The following is a 19,747-nucleotide window of genomic DNA, read 5'->3' on the forward strand; positions in this document are numbered from 1 at the left end:
GCAATGGAATCAATGATCCAAGCAAACGAACAAAGTCGAGGTGGCTCTCAGTCCCTGCTGTCGGGTCTCGCTGCGCTGAATGTGCTGGTGGTCGAGGATGATGATTTCCAGCGGCGCAACCTGGTACGTGCCCTCACACGCTGCGGTGTTGGCGACATCACCGAGGCGGAAGACGGTGCCCGAGCACTGGACCTTCTTCGCTCTCTTGAACAGCAGCCGGACCTTATCCTCTGTGATCTGGACATGCCCAACATGGACGGCATGGAGTTTGTTCGCCATCTGGCTGAGCAGAATTGCCGTGTCGCTCTGGCGATCACCAGTGGTTGCGACGCGCTGTTTCTGTCTTCGGTGGAAGCCCTATGTGAGGCCCACGGTATGAAGGTGCTGGGTGCGCTCAACAAGCCCGTCACAATGGCGCACCTCACACAACTGTTGGAAGCAGTAGTAGAAACACAGCCTGGCAGTGGAGTAATGCATGCTGAAAGCGCGCGGCACAGTTATACCTTGGAAGAAATAATCGAAGCGGTTTCCCGACGTGAAATTGTGCCTTTCTTTCAACCCAAATTGGATATAGCCACTGGTCGGATCCTTTGTGCAGAGGCCCTGGCCCGCTGGCAGCATCCGAGCCACGGGCTGGTTGCCCCCGCTGCTTTTATTCCGCAACTGGAGGCGGCCGGCGAGCTTGACGCACTGACTTTCAGCCTGATCGATCAAGCCGCTCGTGCCTGCCATAGCTGGCACCAGATCGGTCTAAAGTTTGGCGTGTCGGTCAACCTGTCACTGACATCACTGGATGACGTCGGTCTCGCGGATCGCATCGACAACCTGGTGCGCTCGACGGGCCTGGATCCAGCCCATATGACGCTGGAAGTAACCGAGACTGCTGCTATGACTGAAATGGCGGCGGCCCTGGAAAACCTTGCCCGCTTGCGTATTCGGGGGTTTGGCTTATCCATCGATGATTTCGGTACGGGGTTTTCCAGCATGCAGCAACTGGGGCGTATTGCGTTTACCGAACTCAAGATTGACCGCTGCTTTGTGTCGGCGATGCTGCGCAAACGGGAGGCTCAGGCCATCGTAAGCTCCAGCATAGAAATGGGGAGGCGGCTGGGTATGGTGACCGTGGGCGAGGGTGTGGAGACAGCGGAAGAGCTGGCGGCTCTGCGGAAGGCGGGCTGCGACGTAGCTCAAGGGTATTTCATCGCCCGGCCACTATCCGGGGAAGCCTTCATCAAATACTGCCAGGAGCAGGGCCAATGAACAGCGAAGCACAGAAATATTTTTCGACACTTACCGGAAAACGATGGCTTTCCGGTGTACTGGCGCTGACGATAGTTTACGCAGGCTGTTCCTTGCTGGCGCGCTGGCTGGGTGCACCGACCTCTCACGTACTGCAAGCCTGGCCGGTGTCGGGCATTGCAGTGACGGCACTTATTCTCGGTGGCGTGCGCCTGTGGCCTGGAGTCTATCTGGGCTGGATGCTGGCATTCCCGTCGACTGGTAATCTGGATCACGCACTCTCCATGGGGATAGTCCCGACGCTTTTGATGCCGGTCGGTCCGGTACTGGCTTCCGTTGCAGCCGCGGCATTTGTCAGGAAGCACTTCTGGCGGCACACGGAGCACTTTGACTTTCGGCTGCGCAGCCGGCGACTTCTGCTCGTTTTGTTTGTCGCCGGGCCGGGCGCCGCTCTGATCAGCGCCGCCTCTTCGGTGATCAGCACTTACTACTTTGTTGGCAGCAGCGCCGACGAGGCCTTGGCAATTTTCCTGGCCATCTGGTCCTTCGACAGTTTGGGGGTACTACTGGTCGGCACCGTTGGGATCTTTGCCGTGAAGCGGGTGCGCCAACTATACAATGAGCGTTATCAGCACGTATTGCTGCCGCTGATCATTGGTGCAGGAGTTTTTGTCGCGTTTTTTTCCTGGTTGATGAGCGAGTTAGACAGGGAGGCACTGGCGAGTCATCGTGCGGAAAATCTCCAGTCGATAGACGCGTTTCACGAGGCCGTGATGTTGGAATCGGGCAGTATCGTTGCTGCCGCCCGCCATATCGGCGCCAATGGTGGGTTTGATTTGAAGAGTTTCCGGGCGTTTACCCGCGCTGAAGAAGGTGATGCTTATCATGATGTGCTTTGGGTGTCTGCGTCGCGTGGTTTGTCGGAAAATGTCGATGCAGACAATGTTCAATTTTCGGTGATTTCCAGCAGGGGAAGACTACCCGGTCCGGGCCAGGAGCGCCTTTCGCAAGCGGCTAAGACGGCCATGGGCGAGCTGGTAAAACGGAGTCGAGATAGCGGTCAATTGGTGTTCTCGGCAGCATTCAGTATCAGCGGCCATGACAACGATGGCGTTGTGATGGTTAACCCTGTGTACTCGGCAGGTTTTGATTCACATTCTCATACGATTGCGGAGCGAAGAGACGCCTACCTTGGCAGTGTGCTGGGCGTGCTGGATGTGGGCAAGCTGTTCACAGCAGCGACAGAGCGCTTCGGAAACAATCTACGGGGGCAACTGGTCGATCGCAGCAATTCCGAGTCGCCGGTAGTGATGATCAGCCGCGGTGCCAGCCCCAGGGCGGGGGAAACCGCTATTCTATTCCCGGTGAAACTCCATGGATCCGAATGGGTTTGGGAGTCCTACTTGCCCAGCGGATATATGCCGGGCCATAGCGCGGCATCGTCCGTTGCCTTGCTGATCATGATGCATGGCACCTTGTTTCTCTACATTCTACTTATACTCCGTATGGGTATTAGATACCGCTCAGTCTACGGCCAGATGCTCGACCAAGGGCATGAGCTTGATCTGGAAAGAGGCCGCCTGCAGAGAGCTCTGCAGATTTCGGACATGGTGGTGTGGAGTATTGATCTTAAGACGTGGCAGCTCAATGTGCGGCAGGACACCTATGACATGCTGGCTACGACCGCCGAGAGTGAGGGTGGTTTTAGTATGCCCTTCCAGCAATGGGTTGAGCAGATTCTGCATCCGGATGATCAGGCCAGTATGCCGACAATACTTCTACCCGATGGCAGTGTAGACAACGAGGCTCTAGAGTCGGAGTGGCAATGTCGATTGCGGCGCCGGGATGGGGAAGTAATTTCTGTCATCATCCGCATGGGCTTGGAATGTGACAGCGACGGCAACCCCGAACAAATCGTTGGTATTACCCAGGATATCACTGAGCGCCTGCGTCTCAATGAAGCGCTGCAGGAAAGTGAAGCTTATGCCTCCTCTATTATTTCAAGCAGCCAGGACTGCATCAAAATTCTGAGTCTCGACGGACGCCTGCTCGATATGACAGCGCAAGGTATGGAACTCATGCAGGTTCCGGAGTTCGACAGTATTCGTAATGAGTTGTGGTTGGGTTTCTGGAAGCGCGAAGAGGATCGCAGCGCTGCCGCCAGGGCGTTGGATCAAGCCCGCGCCGGGTCTACCGGCCGCTTTCGCGGTCTGACGCCGACGATGAACGGCGTAGAGAAATGGTGGGATGTGGCAGTGACCCCCATTGTCGGCAGTGACGGCTTGCCCGAGCGAATTCTCTCCGTATCGCGGGACGTGACGCTGGAGTACAACGCGCTGGTGGAACTGGAGCGATTAAACGCCGACCTCGAGGCGGAGGTTGCACATCGGACCGGGGAGCTACGGGACAGAGAGCAGCAACTGGAGGCGACTCTGAACAATGCCGCAGTGGGTATTGTGAAGTTGAATATCGAAGGGCGCATCGAACAGGCCAATACGAGGCTGGCCGAGATCCTCGGTTACAGGGAAGGCGAACTGGAAGGTCGGCTGATTATGGATTTTGTCGCGCCCGAAGAACACGAGGGTGCGGATGAAAAACACACGGAATTGCGGGACTCCGACACGAGCCAGTACAGCGAAGAAACACGCTTTATCTGCGCCGATGGCAGTCAGCGCTGGATGCGCAGCTCATCAACATTTATTCGCGATGAACACGGAAATTATCGCTATACGGTAACCATTCTAGAGGACTGCCACGAGGCTTACCTGAACGCCGAGCGGCAAGCTGCCAGTGAAAAACGCTATCGCAGTTTGTTTGAAAGCAACCCGGTCCCCATGTGGACCTTTGACAAGAAGACTCTGTGCTTTCTCAATGTGAATGAGGCGGCTATCCGCCATTACGGTTACAGTCGCGACGAGTTTCTTGCCATGACTATTCTGGATATCCGCCCGCCAGAGGACGCAGAGGACACCTTTAATCTCGTCGCCCAAGACGACGGCGGTCTGTCATACCACGGCGAAATACGCCACCTGACCAGCGCCGGAAGGGAGATTATTGTCGATATTACCTCGCACGACGTAGTGGAGGAGAACAGTAACGCGCGGCTGGTGCTGGCGGCGGATATCACTGACCGCAAGCGGGCTGAAGCTGAGTTAAAGAAGCAACAGGAGATGACTCGCTTACTGCTGGAAAACCTCGCGGAGGGCGTGGTGGCCTGCGACAGCGACGGCAACCTTGTCCGATTCAATCGGACCGCGCGGGAATGGCACGGCGTGGACGTGCTCGATATACCGCCCGAGCAGTGGTCAGAGTACTACGACCTCTATCATGCGGATGGTGAGACGCCGCTGAACTTGGACGACATTCCCTTGCGCCAGGCCTTTGAGGGTGCCCACGTAGCTGGCGCGCAGATATGTATTGCTGCGAAGGGGCAGACGCCCAGACAGGTCTTGTGCAGTGGTGGCCCCCTCTTCGATGAAGACGGCAATAAGATGGGCGCTGTTGTTGCCATGCACGATGTGACGGCGAAGGAGCAAGCGAGGCTGCAACTGGAACAGAGTGCGGCTCAGCTGCAGGCAGCCAACGCGTTGGTGGAGCAGGAACGGGCCGCCCTGGCGGATCGCGTGGCAGAACGTACCCAACAGCTCACGGCGGCCAATAAAGAGTTGGCCCGAGCCAAGGAAGAAGCGGAAGCGGCCTCCCAGGCGAAGAGTTCATTTCTTGCGGTAATGAGTCACGAGATCCGCACGCCCATGAATGGGATCGTGGGAATGATCGAGGTTCTGTCCCACTCGGAGCTATCGCAAGAGCAGTCCTCCTCGGTGGGCACCATTCGAGATTCTGCCTTCAGTCTGTTGACCATCATCGACGACATCCTGGATTTTTCTAAAATTGAGGCCGAGCGCCTGGAACTGGAGGTGGCACCTTTCAACCTGGAAGACATGGTCGAGAGCGTGGTGGAAAGCATGGCCGTTTCCGCCGCCCGCAAAGAGGTAGAACTGGACCTGTTCGTGGCGCCAGAGGTGGCGTCGGGGTATTTGGGCGATGCGTCGCGCATTAGGCAGGTGCTGTTCAACCTGCTTGGCAATGCAATCAAATTCTCCAGTGGCCGCGAAGGTATCACCGGTAGGGTGAACCTGGATGTGGGGATCGATAGCAAGCACAGCGATAAGCTCTGTTTCAGCGTGCATGACAACGGTATCGGCATTGAGTCCGAAGTCATACCGAAATTGTTCAACTCCTTTACTCAAGCGGAGGTGTCGACTACCCGGATGTACGGCGGCACGGGGCTGGGCCTGGCGATCTGTAAGCGGCTGGTTGAGCTCATGGATGGCAGTATTGATGTGGAAAGCAAAATGGGGGAAGGAACCAGTTTTCATGTTCGCCTGCCGCTGGCCTCCACCCAGAGTGAGCCCCGGAACTGGCAGCCGGACCTTCCGGCGAAGCTGGAGTGTCTACTGTCGGCTACCGATCCGGTACGCCGAAAAGCACTTACCCGGCACCTGCAGCACGCTGGTGTCGAGCTGCAGAGCAGTGCTCACCTGTTAGAGGAGGTCGCTACGCAGGCAGCCGGGCGAGGTCAGCCGGCTATTCTAGTGGTGGACGGTGGCAGCGATACCTTGGCCTGGGTGAACGACAAAGCAGATAACAGCCAGTATGAGCAGCTGACCTTTGTAGTGTTTACCCGTGGCCTGGAGAGCGGCATTTCGTTTGAGGCTGACAATGTCATTCACAGTCGACACAGCTACCTGCGTCGCAAAGATGTTCTACAGTCACTTGCGGTGGCGACGGGATCCGCTTCGCCGCAAGTGATCTCCCGTCTTGACCAGCAAGCACCGATGACGGTTAAGCGCGCGGATACCGTGGCGCAGGCTAGGGACAAGGGGCGTTTGATCCTTGTGGCCGAGGACGAGCCCACCAACCAGAAAGTTATTCTCAAGCAATTGGCGTTGCTGGGATATGCCGCCGAGGTGGCTGCTAACGGCGCCGAGGCACTGCGTATGTGGCGTGCCGGCAATTATGCCTGCGTGCTGACCGACCTGCACATGCCGGAGATGGACGGCTACGATCTGGCTCAGAGCATACGCCGCGAGGAAGGCTCGGCGGATCTGCCTGTTCCCATTCTCGCACTGACCGCCAATGCCCTGCGGGGGGAAGCGGAAAAGGCGCTGCGGCTGGGTATCAATGCCTATCTGACCAAGCCGCTGCAACTGCAGGTGCTGGGTGAGACGCTGAGACAATGGATGCCGGCGATAGATACGACGATGGGATCTTTGGACGCTCCGGCGAACGATACACTGCAGGCCGAACAGGAGGCAGAAATCGCGGCAGCACAAACGACGGTCGACCTGGAGGTACTGAAGTCAATCGTGGGCGACGACCCCCTGGTGCTGCGAGAGACGCTAGAGGACTTTCTGGACAGTGTTCATCAGCTGAGCGCGGAGATGGAGGAGGCGCGAAAGAAATGCAAGGTGGTGGAAGTGGCGCGTCTGGCCCACCGGCTCAAAAGCTCCGCACGGACGGTGGGTGCGCTGGCACTGGGGGATACCTGCGCGGAACTGGAGAACGCGGGCCGGGCGGAAGACTGCCATGCGATCAATCGCCTTTTCCCGGATTTCTGGATGCATGTTAATAGTGCGAAGGGCTCCATTCTCCCCTTGGTGCAGGCGGAAGCTTCGGACGCCCAGGCCGTGGCTGGATAGCTCGCGGCCGGCGCCTTAGAGTAAGGAGGGGAGTGTCAGGCTAGCGCAAGATCAAGACGGGAACAGTGCTTGTGGCCAGCATTTTCGTGGTGTTACTGCCGACGATAAAATCTCTGATCCGGGAATGGCCGTAGGCGCCCATGACTTTCAATTCGATATTGAAGCGTTGTTGAAAGTCCATCAGGCTTGCATTGACCTCGCCCTGAACCAGATGGGCTTCAACCTGGTGCTCTTTGTCAGTCAGGGTTTTACACGCCGCTTCAAGCCGCGTCCGGTTTTCCTGGTTCTCCTTGCCCACCATCACCACATGCCCGGAAAGCTTTGCAAGCAAAGGGCTGCTGGCGATCCGGTCGATGGCCTTATCGGAGGTTTCGCTGCCATCGTAAGCCAGCATGTAGTTGCTGGGCGTTGTAAACGTTCCTGTCGCCATCATGATTGGCGTGTGTATGGCTCGCACGACATTTTCAATGTGAGAACCAATCACCTGTTTGCTGGGGTCGTGGTCTTCGCCGAGTCTGCCAATCACATACAATCGGGTCTTGTCTTCACAAGCCAGCAGCGCATCCAGCAAACGATCGTGTCTTTGCTCGCCAATGGCTTCGACGGCACCGGCGCTGGTTGCTCTCTGTATTGCATCGTCCAACAGGTGTTTGCCGTGTTCGATGGCCATCTTGTTGCGTTTTTCATCGAGCAGTGTCAGTTCATCGAGAAGATGCTCGCGACTGCCCAGGCCAATAGCGCCCGACAGATCTTCCCTTGAAGGTGAAAGGGTTTTCTCCAGCACGTGGAGGAAGGCCAGAGGCGCGTCCAGAATAGCGCTTGCCCAGGCCGCGGTATCGCATACGCTGCTTGAAATAGCCGATCCGTCTATACAGGCGGTAACTTGCAGTTTTTTCATTATTCTTCTCCGTCGATTAGTGGCCGGCCATCATTTTTTCAACTTCTTCGGGTTTGTCGTGAACACCAAACCTGTCGACAACGGTGCGCGTCGCTTCATTCATGCCGACGATATTCACATCAGCGCCTTCACGTCGGAATTTGATAACGATCTTGTCCAGCGCTGCGACCGAGGTGATGTCCCAAAAATGGGCCTGATGCAAATCGATGGTAACGCGATCAACCACTTCCTTGAAATCAAAGGACTCCATAAAGTGATCTGCAGAAGCAAAAAACACCTGCCCAACGACCTTGTAGTGGCGGTGTCCGTCTTCGATCTTTTCATCTTTAACCACCATAAAGCGGCCAATCTTGTTGGCGAAGAACAGCGCCGCCAGCAGCACGCCGACAAACACGCCGATGGCGAGATTGTGTGTTGCGACGACTACGGCAACCGTCGCGATCATGACGATATTGCTGGATAAAGGGTGTTTTTTCAGGTTGCGAAGCGAATCCCAGGAGAAGGTGCCGATAGAGACCATGATCATCACCGCGACCAACGCGGCCATGGGGATTTGTTTCAACCAATCACCGAGAAAAACGATCAGGATCAGCAGGAATACACCGGCTGAAAACGAAGAGAGTCGGCCTCGACCGCCGGATTTCACATTGATAATGGACTGGCCGATCATCGCGCATCCAGCCATGCCGCCCAAAAGACCCGCACCGATATTGGCGATGCCCTGGCCTTTACACTCGCGGTTTTTATCGCTTTTGGTATCTGTCAGGTCGTCGACAATGGTCGCGGTCATCATGGATTCGAGCAAACCAACCACAGCCAGACCAATAGAGTAGGGCAGTATGATTTGCAGCGTGGTGAGGTTGAGCGGAACGTCGGGCCAGAGGAAAACCGGCAAGGTATCTGGCAATTGACCCATGTCACCGACGGTGCGGATATCCAGATTCAAAAGGATAGCAACGATGGTCATGCTGATAATGCAGACAAGTGGTGACGGGATGATTTTGCCTACCGTCGGCAGCAGGGGGAACAGATAAATAATCCCCAGCCCGGCCGCTGTCATGGCGTAGACATGCCAGGTTACGTTGGTTAGTTCCGGTAGCTGAGCCATGAAGATGAGAATGGCCAAAGCGTTCACAAACCCGGTTACGACCGAGCGGGAAACAAAGCGCATCAGGCTGCCCAGTTGCAGAAAACCCGCAGCGATCTGAAATACGCCGGTCAGCAGCGTCGCCGCGAGCAGATATTCCAGTCCATGCTGTTTGACCAAGGTCACCATGAGCAGGGCCATGGCACCTGTAGCCGCGCTGATCATGCCTGGGCGTCCGCCAACGACTGCGGTGACAACGGCAATACAGAAAGAGGCGTATAGCCCGACCTTGGGATCTACCCCGGCGATGATGGAAAAGGCGATAGCCTCGGGAATCAGTGCCAGCGCAACCACGAGGCCCGCCAGCAGGTCTCCACGCGTATTGAAAAACCAGTTTTGCTTAATTGTTTCTAACATTCACAACCTGCGAGTAAATAATCTTGTCCGGCAATGCAGCGGCATCGCGGGAATAATCAATTGAACGGACAAAGGCACACAAACAGCGTGCGCAATCTAAGGGGAAAGCGTACGGCAATCGAGATAATTGTGAGAAAGGAGCGCTATGGCGGACTAACTGACACTGGGGATTCCGGAGAGAAGTTTCGTTTTGGAGCGCGCATTGTACGCGAGTGACCCTTTAAAGCAATTAAGGGAGCACGAACTGCGCAGGCCCGAAGAGATCGCACAAAGCCCGGCAGATGCTGGGCTTGTTCATGTTGGTAGTATGATTTTGCAGCGCGAACCTGCTTGAGGGGCTGATTCTGGGGGGGGGTAAGCGCCTGCCTCACCCCACATCAGGTGAATCAGTAACTGCCCCGCCTGACGCCGACCCCACCAGCTTCGCATATTTCGCCAAGGCACCGCGCCGGTAGCGCAGAGGTGGGCGCTGCCAGGATTGGAGCCGAGTGCTTATTTCAGCTTCGTCCACGTGCAGGGTGATTTCGTCCTGTTCGGCATCAATGGTGATCTGGTCGCCATCCTGAACAATCGCCAGGGGGCCGCCGTCCATCGCTTCGGGGCTGATATGGCCCACCACAAAGCCGTGGCTGCCGCCTGAGAATCGCCCGTCGGTGATCAGCGCCACGTCTTCACCCAGGCCCCGCCCCATGATGGCCGAGGTGGGGGCGAGCATCTCGCGCATGCCCGGGCCCCCCTTGGGGCCCTCGTAGCGGATAACGATAACGTCGCCGGCTTGCACTGTACCATCAAGAATCCGGTCCAGAGTTTCCTCTTCGGACTCGAATACCCGCGCACGTCCGGTAAAGGACAGGCCCTCTTTGCCGGTGATCTTGGCCACTGCACCTTCGGGGGCGAGATTGCCGCGCAGAATACGCAGGTGGCTGTCTTTCTTGATGGGCTGTTCCAGGGGGCGGATGATGTCCTGACCTGCCGGGTAGTCTGGCGTGTCAGCCAGATCTTCGGCGAGGGTGTTACCCGTAACCGTCAGACAGTCGCCGTGCAGCAGCCCCGCATCCAGCAGCCGTTTCATCAGCGGGCGGATGCCGCCGATTTCCACCAGCTCCGACATCATGTACTGGCCCGATGGGCGCAGGTCTGCCACGACAGGCACGCGGCGCCCGATATGGGTGAAATCGTCGATGGAAAGGTCGACTTCCATGGCGTCGGCCATGGCTAGCAGGTGCAATACGGCATTGGTGGAGCCGCCCAGGGCAATAACGACGGTGATGGCGTTCTCAAAGGCTTCGCGGGTCATGATGTCGCGCGGGCGAATGTCCCGGTCAATCAGCTTAACCACCGCCTCGCCAGCGGCTTCACAATCCTGTTTTTTACTGTCAGATATGGCGTCCTGCGCGCTGCTGCCGGGCAGACTCATGCCGAGGGCTTCGATGGCCGAAGCCATGGTGTTGGCGGTGTACATACCGCCGCAGGAGCCGGGGCCGGGGATGGCTTCCTTCTCTATCTGCTCTACTTCGATCAGCTCCATATCGCCCTTGGCGTGCGCGCCCACCGCCTCAAACACCGAAATGATGTCGGTGTGGCCCTTGCCCGGACGAATGGTTCCGCCGTACACAAACACGGAAGGCCTGTTTAGTCGCGCCATGGCAATCAGGCAACCCGGCATGTTCTTGTCACAACCGCCGATGGTCACCAGGCCGTCGAAAGCCTCGCAGCCGGTAACAGTCTCGATGGAATCGGCGATAACCTCGCGCGATACCAGTGAGTACTTCATGCCCTCATAGCCGTTGGCGATACCGTCGGAAATGGTGATGGTGTTAAAGATCACACCTTTGCCGCCGGCGGCGTCCGCGCCCTTGCACGCCAGATCGGCAAGCTTGTCGATATGCATGTTGCAAGGGGTCACCATACTCCAGGTGGAGGCGATGCCGATCTGGGGCTTTTTAAAGTCTTCGTCGGTAAAGCCGGTAGCGCGCAGCATAGCCCGCCCCGGCGCTTTGCGGATGCCGTCCACCAGCTCGCTGCTGTAGGGGCGTTTGTGTGTGTTCGTATTGTCACTCATTGGAGTCTCCATTGCGGATACAAGTATGGGGTGCGGCTTGTTGAGGGAGCGTTTACTATGAGCCCATGGTCGCCGATTGCGTCGGCCGGTTAAAGCCATAGATGGGTTTTTGGCGGATTTTGGCCGGTGTATGTTACGTGAGCGGTGAATGCGGTAATGATGGATAGTGCAATAACGGTAAGGAAAGCAGCTGTTGGTGAGTAAACTGTCGGAAATCGACTTGCTGAGCGAAGATGAGAAGTGGATGGGTCATGCCCTGACACTGGCCCGCGAGGCCGAGCGCCTTGGCGAAGTGCCGGTTGGCGCGGTGCTGGTTCGAGACGGTCAGCTCGTTGCAGAGGGCTTTAATCAGCCGATATCGCAGAACGACCCAACCGCTCATGCCGAAGTCGTGGCCTTGCGCGCGGCGGCACATGCCGTGAGTAACTATCGCCTGCCGGACACCACCCTTTATGTCACCGTTGAGCCTTGCACCATGTGTGCCGGTTCACTGGTGCATGCGCGTATAAAGCGACTGGTTTATGGCGCGAGTGAGCCGCGTGCGGGGGCGGTGGCCAGTCAGCTGCAGGTGTTGTCACAGCCTTTTTATAACCACCGGATAGAGGTTCAGGGCGGGGTGCTGGCAGACGAATGCGCCGAGCTGATCAGCGGTTTTTTTGCACGCAAGCGAAAATGAGCTTTCCCTCACCCTAACTCTCTCCCAGGGGGAGAGGGGATGCTATACAGGGTGCGTGAACTTTCGTGCTCTCCCGGAGGGAGGGGGGTGCTTTGCAGGGTGTGATTTTCGTGCCCCCTCTCCCTCTGGGAGAGGGCCGGGGTGAGGGCGATCCTAGAGCGCTTTGTAAAACGGCGCCACGGCTGGCGGCAGCAGGTCCTCAACCACTTTGGGCGGCGGCACCCGCACCTTACTGATCTCGGTCCAGGTCAGCAGGCTGTAGTAGTGGCGAATATTCTGTACGTAATGCACCGCTTCGTCGCCGCGAGCAAAACCGTAGCGGGTTTTGCTGTAATACTTGCGCTGGCGTAACAGGGGTAAACGCTCTTTAACATCTTTCCACAGATTGGGGTTGCCGCCCTGTGCTTCGGTCAGGGTGCGGGCATCCTCAAGGTGGCCACGACCGATATTGTATGAGGCCAGCGCAAACCAGGTTCGGTCCGGCTCTTCCACCTCGTCTGCCTGCAGCTGGTAGATTTTCTTGAAATAACGAGCGCCGCCCCGCAGGCTCTGGCGGGCATCAAAGCGGTGTGAAACGCCCATTTCCTTGGCTGTACGGCGGGTCAGCATCATCATGCCCTTTACCCCGGTGGGTGACACTGCGCGTGGGTTCCAGTAAGACTCCTGATAACTCATCGCAGCCAGCAATCGCCAGTCGATTTCGTATTCCAGCGCAACCTTTTCAATCAGATCTTTGTATTCGGGGAGCTTGGCCTCTACCGCTTCGACAAAGGTCTGGGAATTTATCTGGGTGTTGCTTTCGTTGTGGCCGTAAAAGCGCTCGATCAGGCTGGCAAGTTCGCCACTGGCGCGAATCTTTTCAAAGAAGGCATCGAGCTTTTGCTGTAAGCGAGTGTTGTCGTATTTGCTGGTCAGGGCCCAGGCCAGAGAGCTGGGGTCGCCAATACTGAAGGCTACCCGGTGTTGCGGGTAGAAGCCCTTGTTGGCGAGATATTCATTGGAATCGATGACAGTGAATTCAATTTCGCCGTTTTCCAGCATGTCCAGCAGATCGATGGTTTCCAGTTTTGGCGGGGCCGTCCAGCTCAGCTCCGGGTGCTCTTGCTGCAGCCACTGCAGGGTCTCTTCCTGCGTGCTGCCCTGCATGACCTGCAGGTTGCGGCCGATCAGGTCCTCTACCGAGGCGGCAAAGGCGATGCCGCGCCGGTACACCACAAACTGTCGCACCTTCATGTAGGTGGGGCCATAGTCGAATTGCTGGTTGCGCTCCAGTGACGGAGTGAGGCTGGCGGCCGCGATCTGGGCGCGGCCCTTTTCCAGGTGCGAGAAGAGGTCTTCGATGCCGTAGACCGGCGTAATCTTCAGCTCGACATCGAGATAATCCGCAAACATGCTGGCGAGAACGTACTCGAAGCCGGTGCCACTGCCGCGGTTTTCGTAATAGGTGGTGGGCCCGTTGCGAGTGACGACCTTGAGGACGCCTTCCTCTTCAATCACGCTGAGGCTGTCCTGCTCCTGGCAGGCGGCCAGCAGCAGACTGCTGATCAAAAGAAGGCACTGGTAGGTTCGCGAAAATCTCAACGGTCTGTTCCCGGGGGTGGTTCTGCCATTCTAGCCTTGGCGCGGCCCCGGATGCCAGATTTTCAAATACCGTGAGAAAAGGGGATTTGGATAAAAATTCGGTGGCAAATCGATTACAATACGCCGCTCAAATTTTTGTCTACACAGGGCATCAGGCCAGCATGCGTATTCTTTCCGGACCTCCGGCGCTTTCAGACTTTCGTCTGGAGAAACTTCAGCAGACACTGCGCGACATCGCACCGGATCTGCGAGCCGTCTCGGCGCGTTACCTTCATCTGGCAGATATAGATGGGGAAATCGACGAGCCGCAGCTTAAGGTACTGGCTCAGTTGCTGAGCTACGGCCCCGCGCTGATGCAGGAGGACGTGGACGGCCTGTGCATCTTTGTTACCCCGCGCGTGGGCACCATCTCGCCCTGGTCCAGTAAAGCAACGGACATTGCCCACAACGCCGGCTTAACCCAGATTAAACGCATCGAGCGCGGTATCGCTTATCGTCTCGACCTGCCAAGCGCGCCGGACGCCGACACGGCCAAGGCCCTGGCCGCTGCACTTCACGACCGGATGGTGGAAAGTGTCTTTAGTGCCCCCGAGGAAGCCCAGGTACTGTTTCGGAGTCAGGAACCGGCCAAGCTGAGCAGCGTCCCGGTATTGACTGAGGGGCGCGACGCACTGGTTGCTGCCAATACCTCGCTGGGCCTGGCCCTCGCTGACGATGAAATAGACTACCTGCACGACGCTTTTGCGAAGCTCCAGCGCGACCCCACTGATGTCGAGCTGATGATGTTTGCCCAGGCCAATTCAGAGCACTGCCGTCACAAAATTTTCAACGCCAGCTGGTCGATTGATGGGGAAGAGCAGCCCCTGTCACTGTTCAAGATGATCAAGAATACCCACGAGCAGGGCGGGGAGGGTGTGCTTAGCGCCTATGCTGACAACGCCGCGGTGGTGGAAGGCAGCCGTGCGGGGCGTTTCTACCCCGACGCTGACTCCCATGAGTATCACTATCATCAGGAAGATATTCACCTGCTGATGAAGGTGGAAACCCACAATCACCCCACGGCCATTGCACCTTTCCCCGGCGCGGGCACGGGCAGTGGCGGCGAGATTCGCGACGAAGGCGCGGTCGGCCGGGGCTCCAAGCCCAAAGTCGGCCTGACAGGCTTTACCGTCTCCAACCTGCACCTGCCGGGCGCCATCCAGCCCTGGGAGACGGATTACGGCAAGCCGGATCGCATCGTATCGGCGCTGGATATCATGGTGGAGGGCCCCATTGGCGGCGCCGCCTTCAACAATGAGTTTGGCCGCCCCAATATCTGCGGTTACTTCCGCACCTATGAAGAAACCGTGCCGGGCCCCAATGGCGAGGAGCGTCGGGGTTACCACAAGCCGATCATGATTGCCGGCGGATACGGCAATATCAAAGCCGAACACGTCGACAAACCGCCCTTTGAGCCCGGCGCCAAGCTGGTCGTGCTGGGCGGTCCGGCCATGCTGATTGGGCTGGGTGGTGGTGCCGCTTCGTCCATGAGCAGCGGCAGCTCCAGCGAAGATCTGGATTTTGCCTCGGTGCAGCGCCAGAACCCGGAAATTGAGCGCCGCTGCCAGGAAGTCATCGACCGCTGCTGGTCGCGCGGTGAGCACAATCCCATTGCCTTTATTCACGATGTGGGTGCCGGCGGTCTGTCCAACGCCTTCCCGGAACTGGCCAAAGATGGCGGTACCGGCGGCGACTTCGATATTCGCAATGTCCCCAATGCCGAGCCGGGCATGTCGCCACTGGAGATCTGGTGTAACGAATCCCAGGAGCGCTACGTGCTGGCGGTCAAGCCGGAAGACATGGAGACCTTTGCCGCCATCTGCGAGCGCGAGCGTTGCCCCTACGCGGTGGTGGGCGAGGCTACTGAAGAAAAGCATCTGCGCGTTGGCGACAGCTACCTGCAAAGCAATCCGGTCGATCTGCCCATGAACGTGCTGTTCGGCAAGCCGCCGAAGATGCACCGCGACATCAATCGCATTGCCTTTGAAAAGCAGACACCGGACTTCGATGGTATTGATCTCAATGAGGCCGCGGAGCGCCTGCTGCGCCTGCCGACCGTGGGCAGCAAGCAGTTTCTGATTACGATTGGCGACCGCTCAGTTACCGGACAGGTGCATCGCGATCAGATGGTCGGCCCCTGGCAAGTACCCGTGGCGGACTGTGCCGTGACCACCGTGTCTTACGACAGCGTAGCGGGTGAGGCCATGTCCATGGGTGAGCGAACGCCGATGGCCCTGATCGATGCACCCGCCTCGGGTCGTATGGCCATTGCCGAAGCCATTACCAATATTGCCGCCACGCGCATTGGCAAACTGAGCGATATCCGCTTGTCGGCCAACTGGATGTGTGCGGCCGGTCATCCCGGTGAAGACGAGCGCCTCTACGACACCGTTCGCGCAGTGGGCATGGAGCTGTGTCCTCAGCTGGGTATCACCGTACCGGTCGGCAAAGACTCGATGTCCATGCGCACCGTTTGGCAGGATGAAGAGGGTGAGAAGGCGGTTACCGCGCCCATGTCGCTGATTATTTCAGCCTTTGCGCCGGTGCTTGATGTCCGCAAGACGGTCACACCCCAGTTGCAAAAACCGGAGCAGGAAACGCGTCTGCTACTGGTTGATCTCGGCAACGGCAAGAATCGTCTCGGAGCCTCCTGTCTGGCGCAGGTCTACAACCAGATCGGCAACGAAGCCCCGGACCTCGACCAGCCCGAGCAGCTCAAGGGCTTTTTCACCGCCATGCAGGAACTGCTGGCAGCGGATTCTGTACTCGCTTATCACGACCGCTCCGACGGCGGCCTGTTCGTCGCGCTGACGGAAATGGCTTTTGCCGGACGCTGCGGTCTGGATGTAGATCTGAGCGAGTTGGACGGCGCCAGTGTTGCGGTGCTGTTTGCCGAAGAACCGGGTGCCGTATTGCAGGTTGCTCAATCTGAACTGGCTACCGTCAAAGCGGCTTTTGCAAAACACGGTCTCGAGGCCTTTGTTCACGAGATCGGCACGCCTGAAGACACCGATACCCTGCGTTTCCGCCGCAATGCCGAAGTGCTGCTTGAGGCACCGCGCAGCTATTGGCAGCGCCTGTGGTCTCACACCAGCTACGCCATTCAATCGCTGCGCGACAACCCGGATTGTGCCCAGCAGGAATACGACGCGATTCTGGCTGATGATCCGGGGTTGAGCACCAAGCTGAGCTACGACGTTAACGACGATATTGCCGCGCCCTATATTCAAACCGGTGTTCGGCCCCGTATCGCCATTCTTCGGGAGCAGGGCGTGAATGGCCAGATGGAAATGGCGGCAGCCTTTGACCGGGCCGGATTTACCGCTGTTGACGTACATATGAGCGACATTCTGGCCGGGCGCGTTTCGCTGGCCGATTTCAAGGGCCTTGCTGCCTGCGGTGGTTTTTCCTACGGCGATGTATTGGGTGCCGGTGAAGGCTGGGCCAAAACCATCTTGTTTAACAGCCGCGCCCGGGATGAATTCGAAGCCTACTTCAACCGCCAGGACACCTTTGCACTGGGCGTTTGTAATGGCTGTCAGATGATGTCGAATCTGCGCGAGTTGATTCCGGGCGCTGAAGACTGGCCGCGCTTTGTCCGCAACCGCTCCGAGCAGTTTGAGGCGCGGGTATCGCTGGTGCAGATAGAAGCCTCTCCGTCGATCCTGCTCAGCGGCATGAGCGGTTCGCACATGCCGGTGGCGGTGGCCCACGGTGAAGGCCGGGCAGAGTTTCGCGATGCCAGTCATCAGGAGCGCAGCCTGAGTAACGGCACCCTGGCACTGCGCTATATCGATAATCACCTGCAAGTGACCGAAAATTACCCGGCCAACCCGAACGGTTCGCCCGCCGGTATTACCGGCGTTACCACTTCCGACGGCCGTGTCACCATTATGATGCCGCACCCGGAGCGCGTATTCCGGGCGGTGACCAATTCCTGGTGTCCGGAAGGCTGGGAAGAAGACGGCGGCTGGCTGCGAATGTTCCGCAATGCCCGCGTGTGGTTGGGGTAATCCGCCGCACGCAACAGAAAACCCGGTCGCTGACTGATATACTCGCCGTCGCTTTCGCGTTGCCGGCCTTGTTTTTTGCCAGGGCGGCCTCGATATAACCATGTCGGCACAGACCGCACAGACTAAGAAATGCTGCCCAGAGCAGCCCAAACGGTGGAGCTAGATGAATAAATACCCTTGGTGGAAGAACGCCCTGATCCTGCTGGTCGTTGCGTTCGGCTTCTTTTACGCCGCCCCCAACCTGTACAGCCCGGACCCCGCCATTCAGATCTCCAGTGAGAGCAGCGGCACCACCATCAGCCAGCCAGACCTGAATCGTGCGCTGGAATCACTGAGGGCCGAAAATATCGAGTATTTCGGGGAAACCGTCAGCGAAAAAGGCAAGTCGGCGCTGATTCGCCTGAAAGACCGCGAGCAACAGCTTACCGCCCAGAAGCTGATTCAGAGGGCACTGGGAGACGATTTCATCGTGGCGTTGAACCTGGCGCCCACCACCCCGGACTGGCTTACCGCCTGGGGCGGACAGCCCATGAAACTTGGGCTGGATCTCAGCGGCGGTGTGCACTTTTTGCTGGAGGTGGATACCGACAGCGCGGTTGCCAGTCGTCAGGAATTTTACAACACCGGGATCAAGCGGCTGCTGCGCAAGGAGCGCATTCGCGGTTTGGTTCAGCTGCAGAAGGATGGCCGGATTGAGGGCCGATTTGCTTCTGAAGAGCTGCGCGACAAAGCGGTCCGTGTGATCCGTGACGAGTACAATGAGTTGCAGATCAGCAAAACCGAAACCGAGGACGATTTTTTCCTGACGGCAGTGTTGAGCGAGCAGAAGCGCAAGGAAATCGAAAGCTACGCCGTAGAGCAGAACCTGACTACCCTGCGCAATCGAGTCAACGAGCTGGGCGTATCCGAGCCGCTGGTGCAGCGTCAGGGCAAAAACCGGATTGTAGTCGAGCTGCCGGGTATTCAGGATACTGCCGAAGCCAAGCGTATTCTAGGTAAAACCGCGAACCTCGAGTTCCGGCTTGAAGCCAAGTACGACGCGCCATTGTCCGAGCGTCAGCGTTTTGAATTTCGCTCAAACGACTACGGTGACTCCGGTGCCTGGCTGGAGCGGGATATCGTGATTACCGGTGAGCGGGTCGCCAACGCACAGGCCGGCTTTGACCAGCAGACCGGGCAGGCCCAGGTAAACATCACCCTCGACAGCGAGGGGGGCACCATGATGCACCGGGTAACGCGCCATAATATTAACCGCCGTCTGGGTGTGCTGTTTATCGAACGTAAAAACCGCACCACCTATGTACAGGCAGCGGACGGTACAGAGAAAGTCGTCAAAACGCCTTACGACGAGAAACACATCATCAGCCTGGCGACCATTCGCGACGCGCTGGGCGTGCAGTTCCGGATTACCGGGCTGGAAAGTCCTGCCGAGGCGGCTGAACTGGCGCTGCTGCTGCGCGCCGGTGCGCTGGCCGCGCCCATCGACTTTGTTGAAGAGCGCACCGTAGGCCCCTCGCTCGGTGCTGAGAATATCAAGCAGGGCGTACTGTCGGTTCAGATCGGCCTGAGTATGGTGGCCCTGTTCATGCTGGTTTACTACCGGGTCTTTGGTGTGGCTGCGGTGTGTGCCCTGACGGCGAACATCGTGCTGCTGATCTCGGTGATGTCCGTATTGTCGGCTACACTGACCCTGCCCGGTATTGCCGGTATCGTACTGACCGTCGGTATGGCGGTTGATGCCAACGTGCTGATATTTGCCCGTATCCGCGAGGAACTGAAAAATCGCGCCTCGCCACAACAGGCCATATCGGCAGGCTATGATCGCGCCTTTGTCACCATCATGGACGCCAACATCACCACATTGATTGTGGCGGTGATTCTTTACGCTGTCGGCACCGGGCCGGTGAAAGGCTTTGCCGTGACCCTGTCCATCGGTATTTTGACGTCGATGTTTACCGCGATAATGGGCACGCGCGCCATTATTAACCTGATTTACGGCGGTCGCCGTGTCAACAAACTGGCGATCTGAGGTT

The 19,747-nt window shown here is 57.8% G+C and carries 9 protein-coding genes; 5 read left to right on the forward strand and 4 right to left on the reverse strand.

The genetic code is table 11. From position 1 onward, the window contains the following. The first annotated feature begins 3 nt into the window (after window positions 1-3). Both ABY734_RS05080 and ABY734_RS05085 read left to right on the forward strand, forming a co-directional pair. Window positions 4-1,260 carry an EAL domain-containing protein gene (locus ABY734_RS05080; RefSeq protein ID WP_372777918.1) on the forward strand — a complete coding sequence of 419 codons (1,257 nt, stop codon included), beginning with the start codon at window positions 4-6 and terminating at the stop codon, window positions 1,258-1,260. Further along, window positions 1,257-6,941: a PAS domain S-box protein gene (locus tag ABY734_RS05085; protein WP_372777919.1), complete on the forward strand. Its 5,685-nt coding sequence runs from the start codon at window positions 1,257-1,259 to the stop codon at window positions 6,939-6,941. Before ABY734_RS05080 ends, ABY734_RS05085 begins: the two co-directional genes overlap by 4 nt. Before the next feature lie 40 nt (window positions 6,942-6,981). Here ABY734_RS05085 and ABY734_RS05090 read toward each other — a convergent pair whose 3' ends face one another. The 3 genes from ABY734_RS05090 to ilvD form a co-directional block, all read right to left on the reverse strand. Continuing rightward, window positions 6,982-7,839: a universal stress protein gene (locus ABY734_RS05090; protein ID WP_372777920.1), complete on the reverse strand. Its 858-nt coding sequence runs from the start codon at window positions 7,837-7,839 to the stop codon at window positions 6,982-6,984. A 16-nt stretch (window positions 7,840-7,855) separates the two neighbouring features. Then, the gene (locus ABY734_RS05095; RefSeq protein ID WP_372777921.1) at window positions 7,856-9,343 is read right to left on the reverse strand and encodes a SulP family inorganic anion transporter; all 1,488 of its coding nucleotides are present in this window, start codon (window positions 9,341-9,343) and stop codon (window positions 7,856-7,858) included. A 367-nt stretch (window positions 9,344-9,710) separates the two neighbouring features. Next, a complete protein-coding gene (ilvD, locus tag ABY734_RS05100) occupies window positions 9,711-11,405 on the reverse strand; it encodes a dihydroxy-acid dehydratase (RefSeq protein WP_372777922.1) in 1,695 nt (564 codons plus the stop codon). A 193-nt stretch (window positions 11,406-11,598) separates the two neighbouring features. Between ilvD and tadA the strand changes: the two genes are divergently transcribed. Next, the gene (tadA, locus tag ABY734_RS05105) at window positions 11,599-12,081 is read left to right on the forward strand and encodes a tRNA adenosine(34) deaminase TadA (protein WP_372777923.1); all 483 of its coding nucleotides are present in this window, start codon (window positions 11,599-11,601) and stop codon (window positions 12,079-12,081) included. A gap of 153 nt (window positions 12,082-12,234) precedes the next feature. On the opposite strand, the gene mltF is transcribed toward tadA, so the two are convergent. Then, on the reverse strand, window positions 12,235-13,629 hold the full coding sequence (mltF, locus tag ABY734_RS05110) for a membrane-bound lytic murein transglycosylase MltF (RefSeq protein WP_372777924.1): 1,395 nt from the start codon (window positions 13,627-13,629) through the stop codon (window positions 12,235-12,237). A 194-nt stretch (window positions 13,630-13,823) separates the two neighbouring features. On the opposite strand from mltF, the gene purL reads away from it, so the two are divergent. Together purL and secD are read left to right on the forward strand one after the other, a co-directional pair. Further along, window positions 13,824-17,714, forward strand: a complete 3,891-nt coding sequence (gene purL / locus ABY734_RS05115; protein ID WP_372777925.1) for a phosphoribosylformylglycinamidine synthase — start codon at window positions 13,824-13,826, stop codon at window positions 17,712-17,714. Window positions 17,715-17,877: 163 nt separating this feature from the next. Next, complete coding sequence (gene secD, locus ABY734_RS05120; RefSeq protein WP_372777926.1) at window positions 17,878-19,743, forward strand: protein translocase subunit SecD; 1,866 nt, start codon at window positions 17,878-17,880, stop codon at window positions 19,741-19,743. The last annotated feature ends 4 nt before the right edge of the window (window positions 19,744-19,747 follow it).

The organism is Litorivivens sp., assembly GCF_041624475.1.
Classification (GTDB): Bacteria; Pseudomonadota; Gammaproteobacteria; order Pseudomonadales; family Spongiibacteraceae; genus Litorivivens.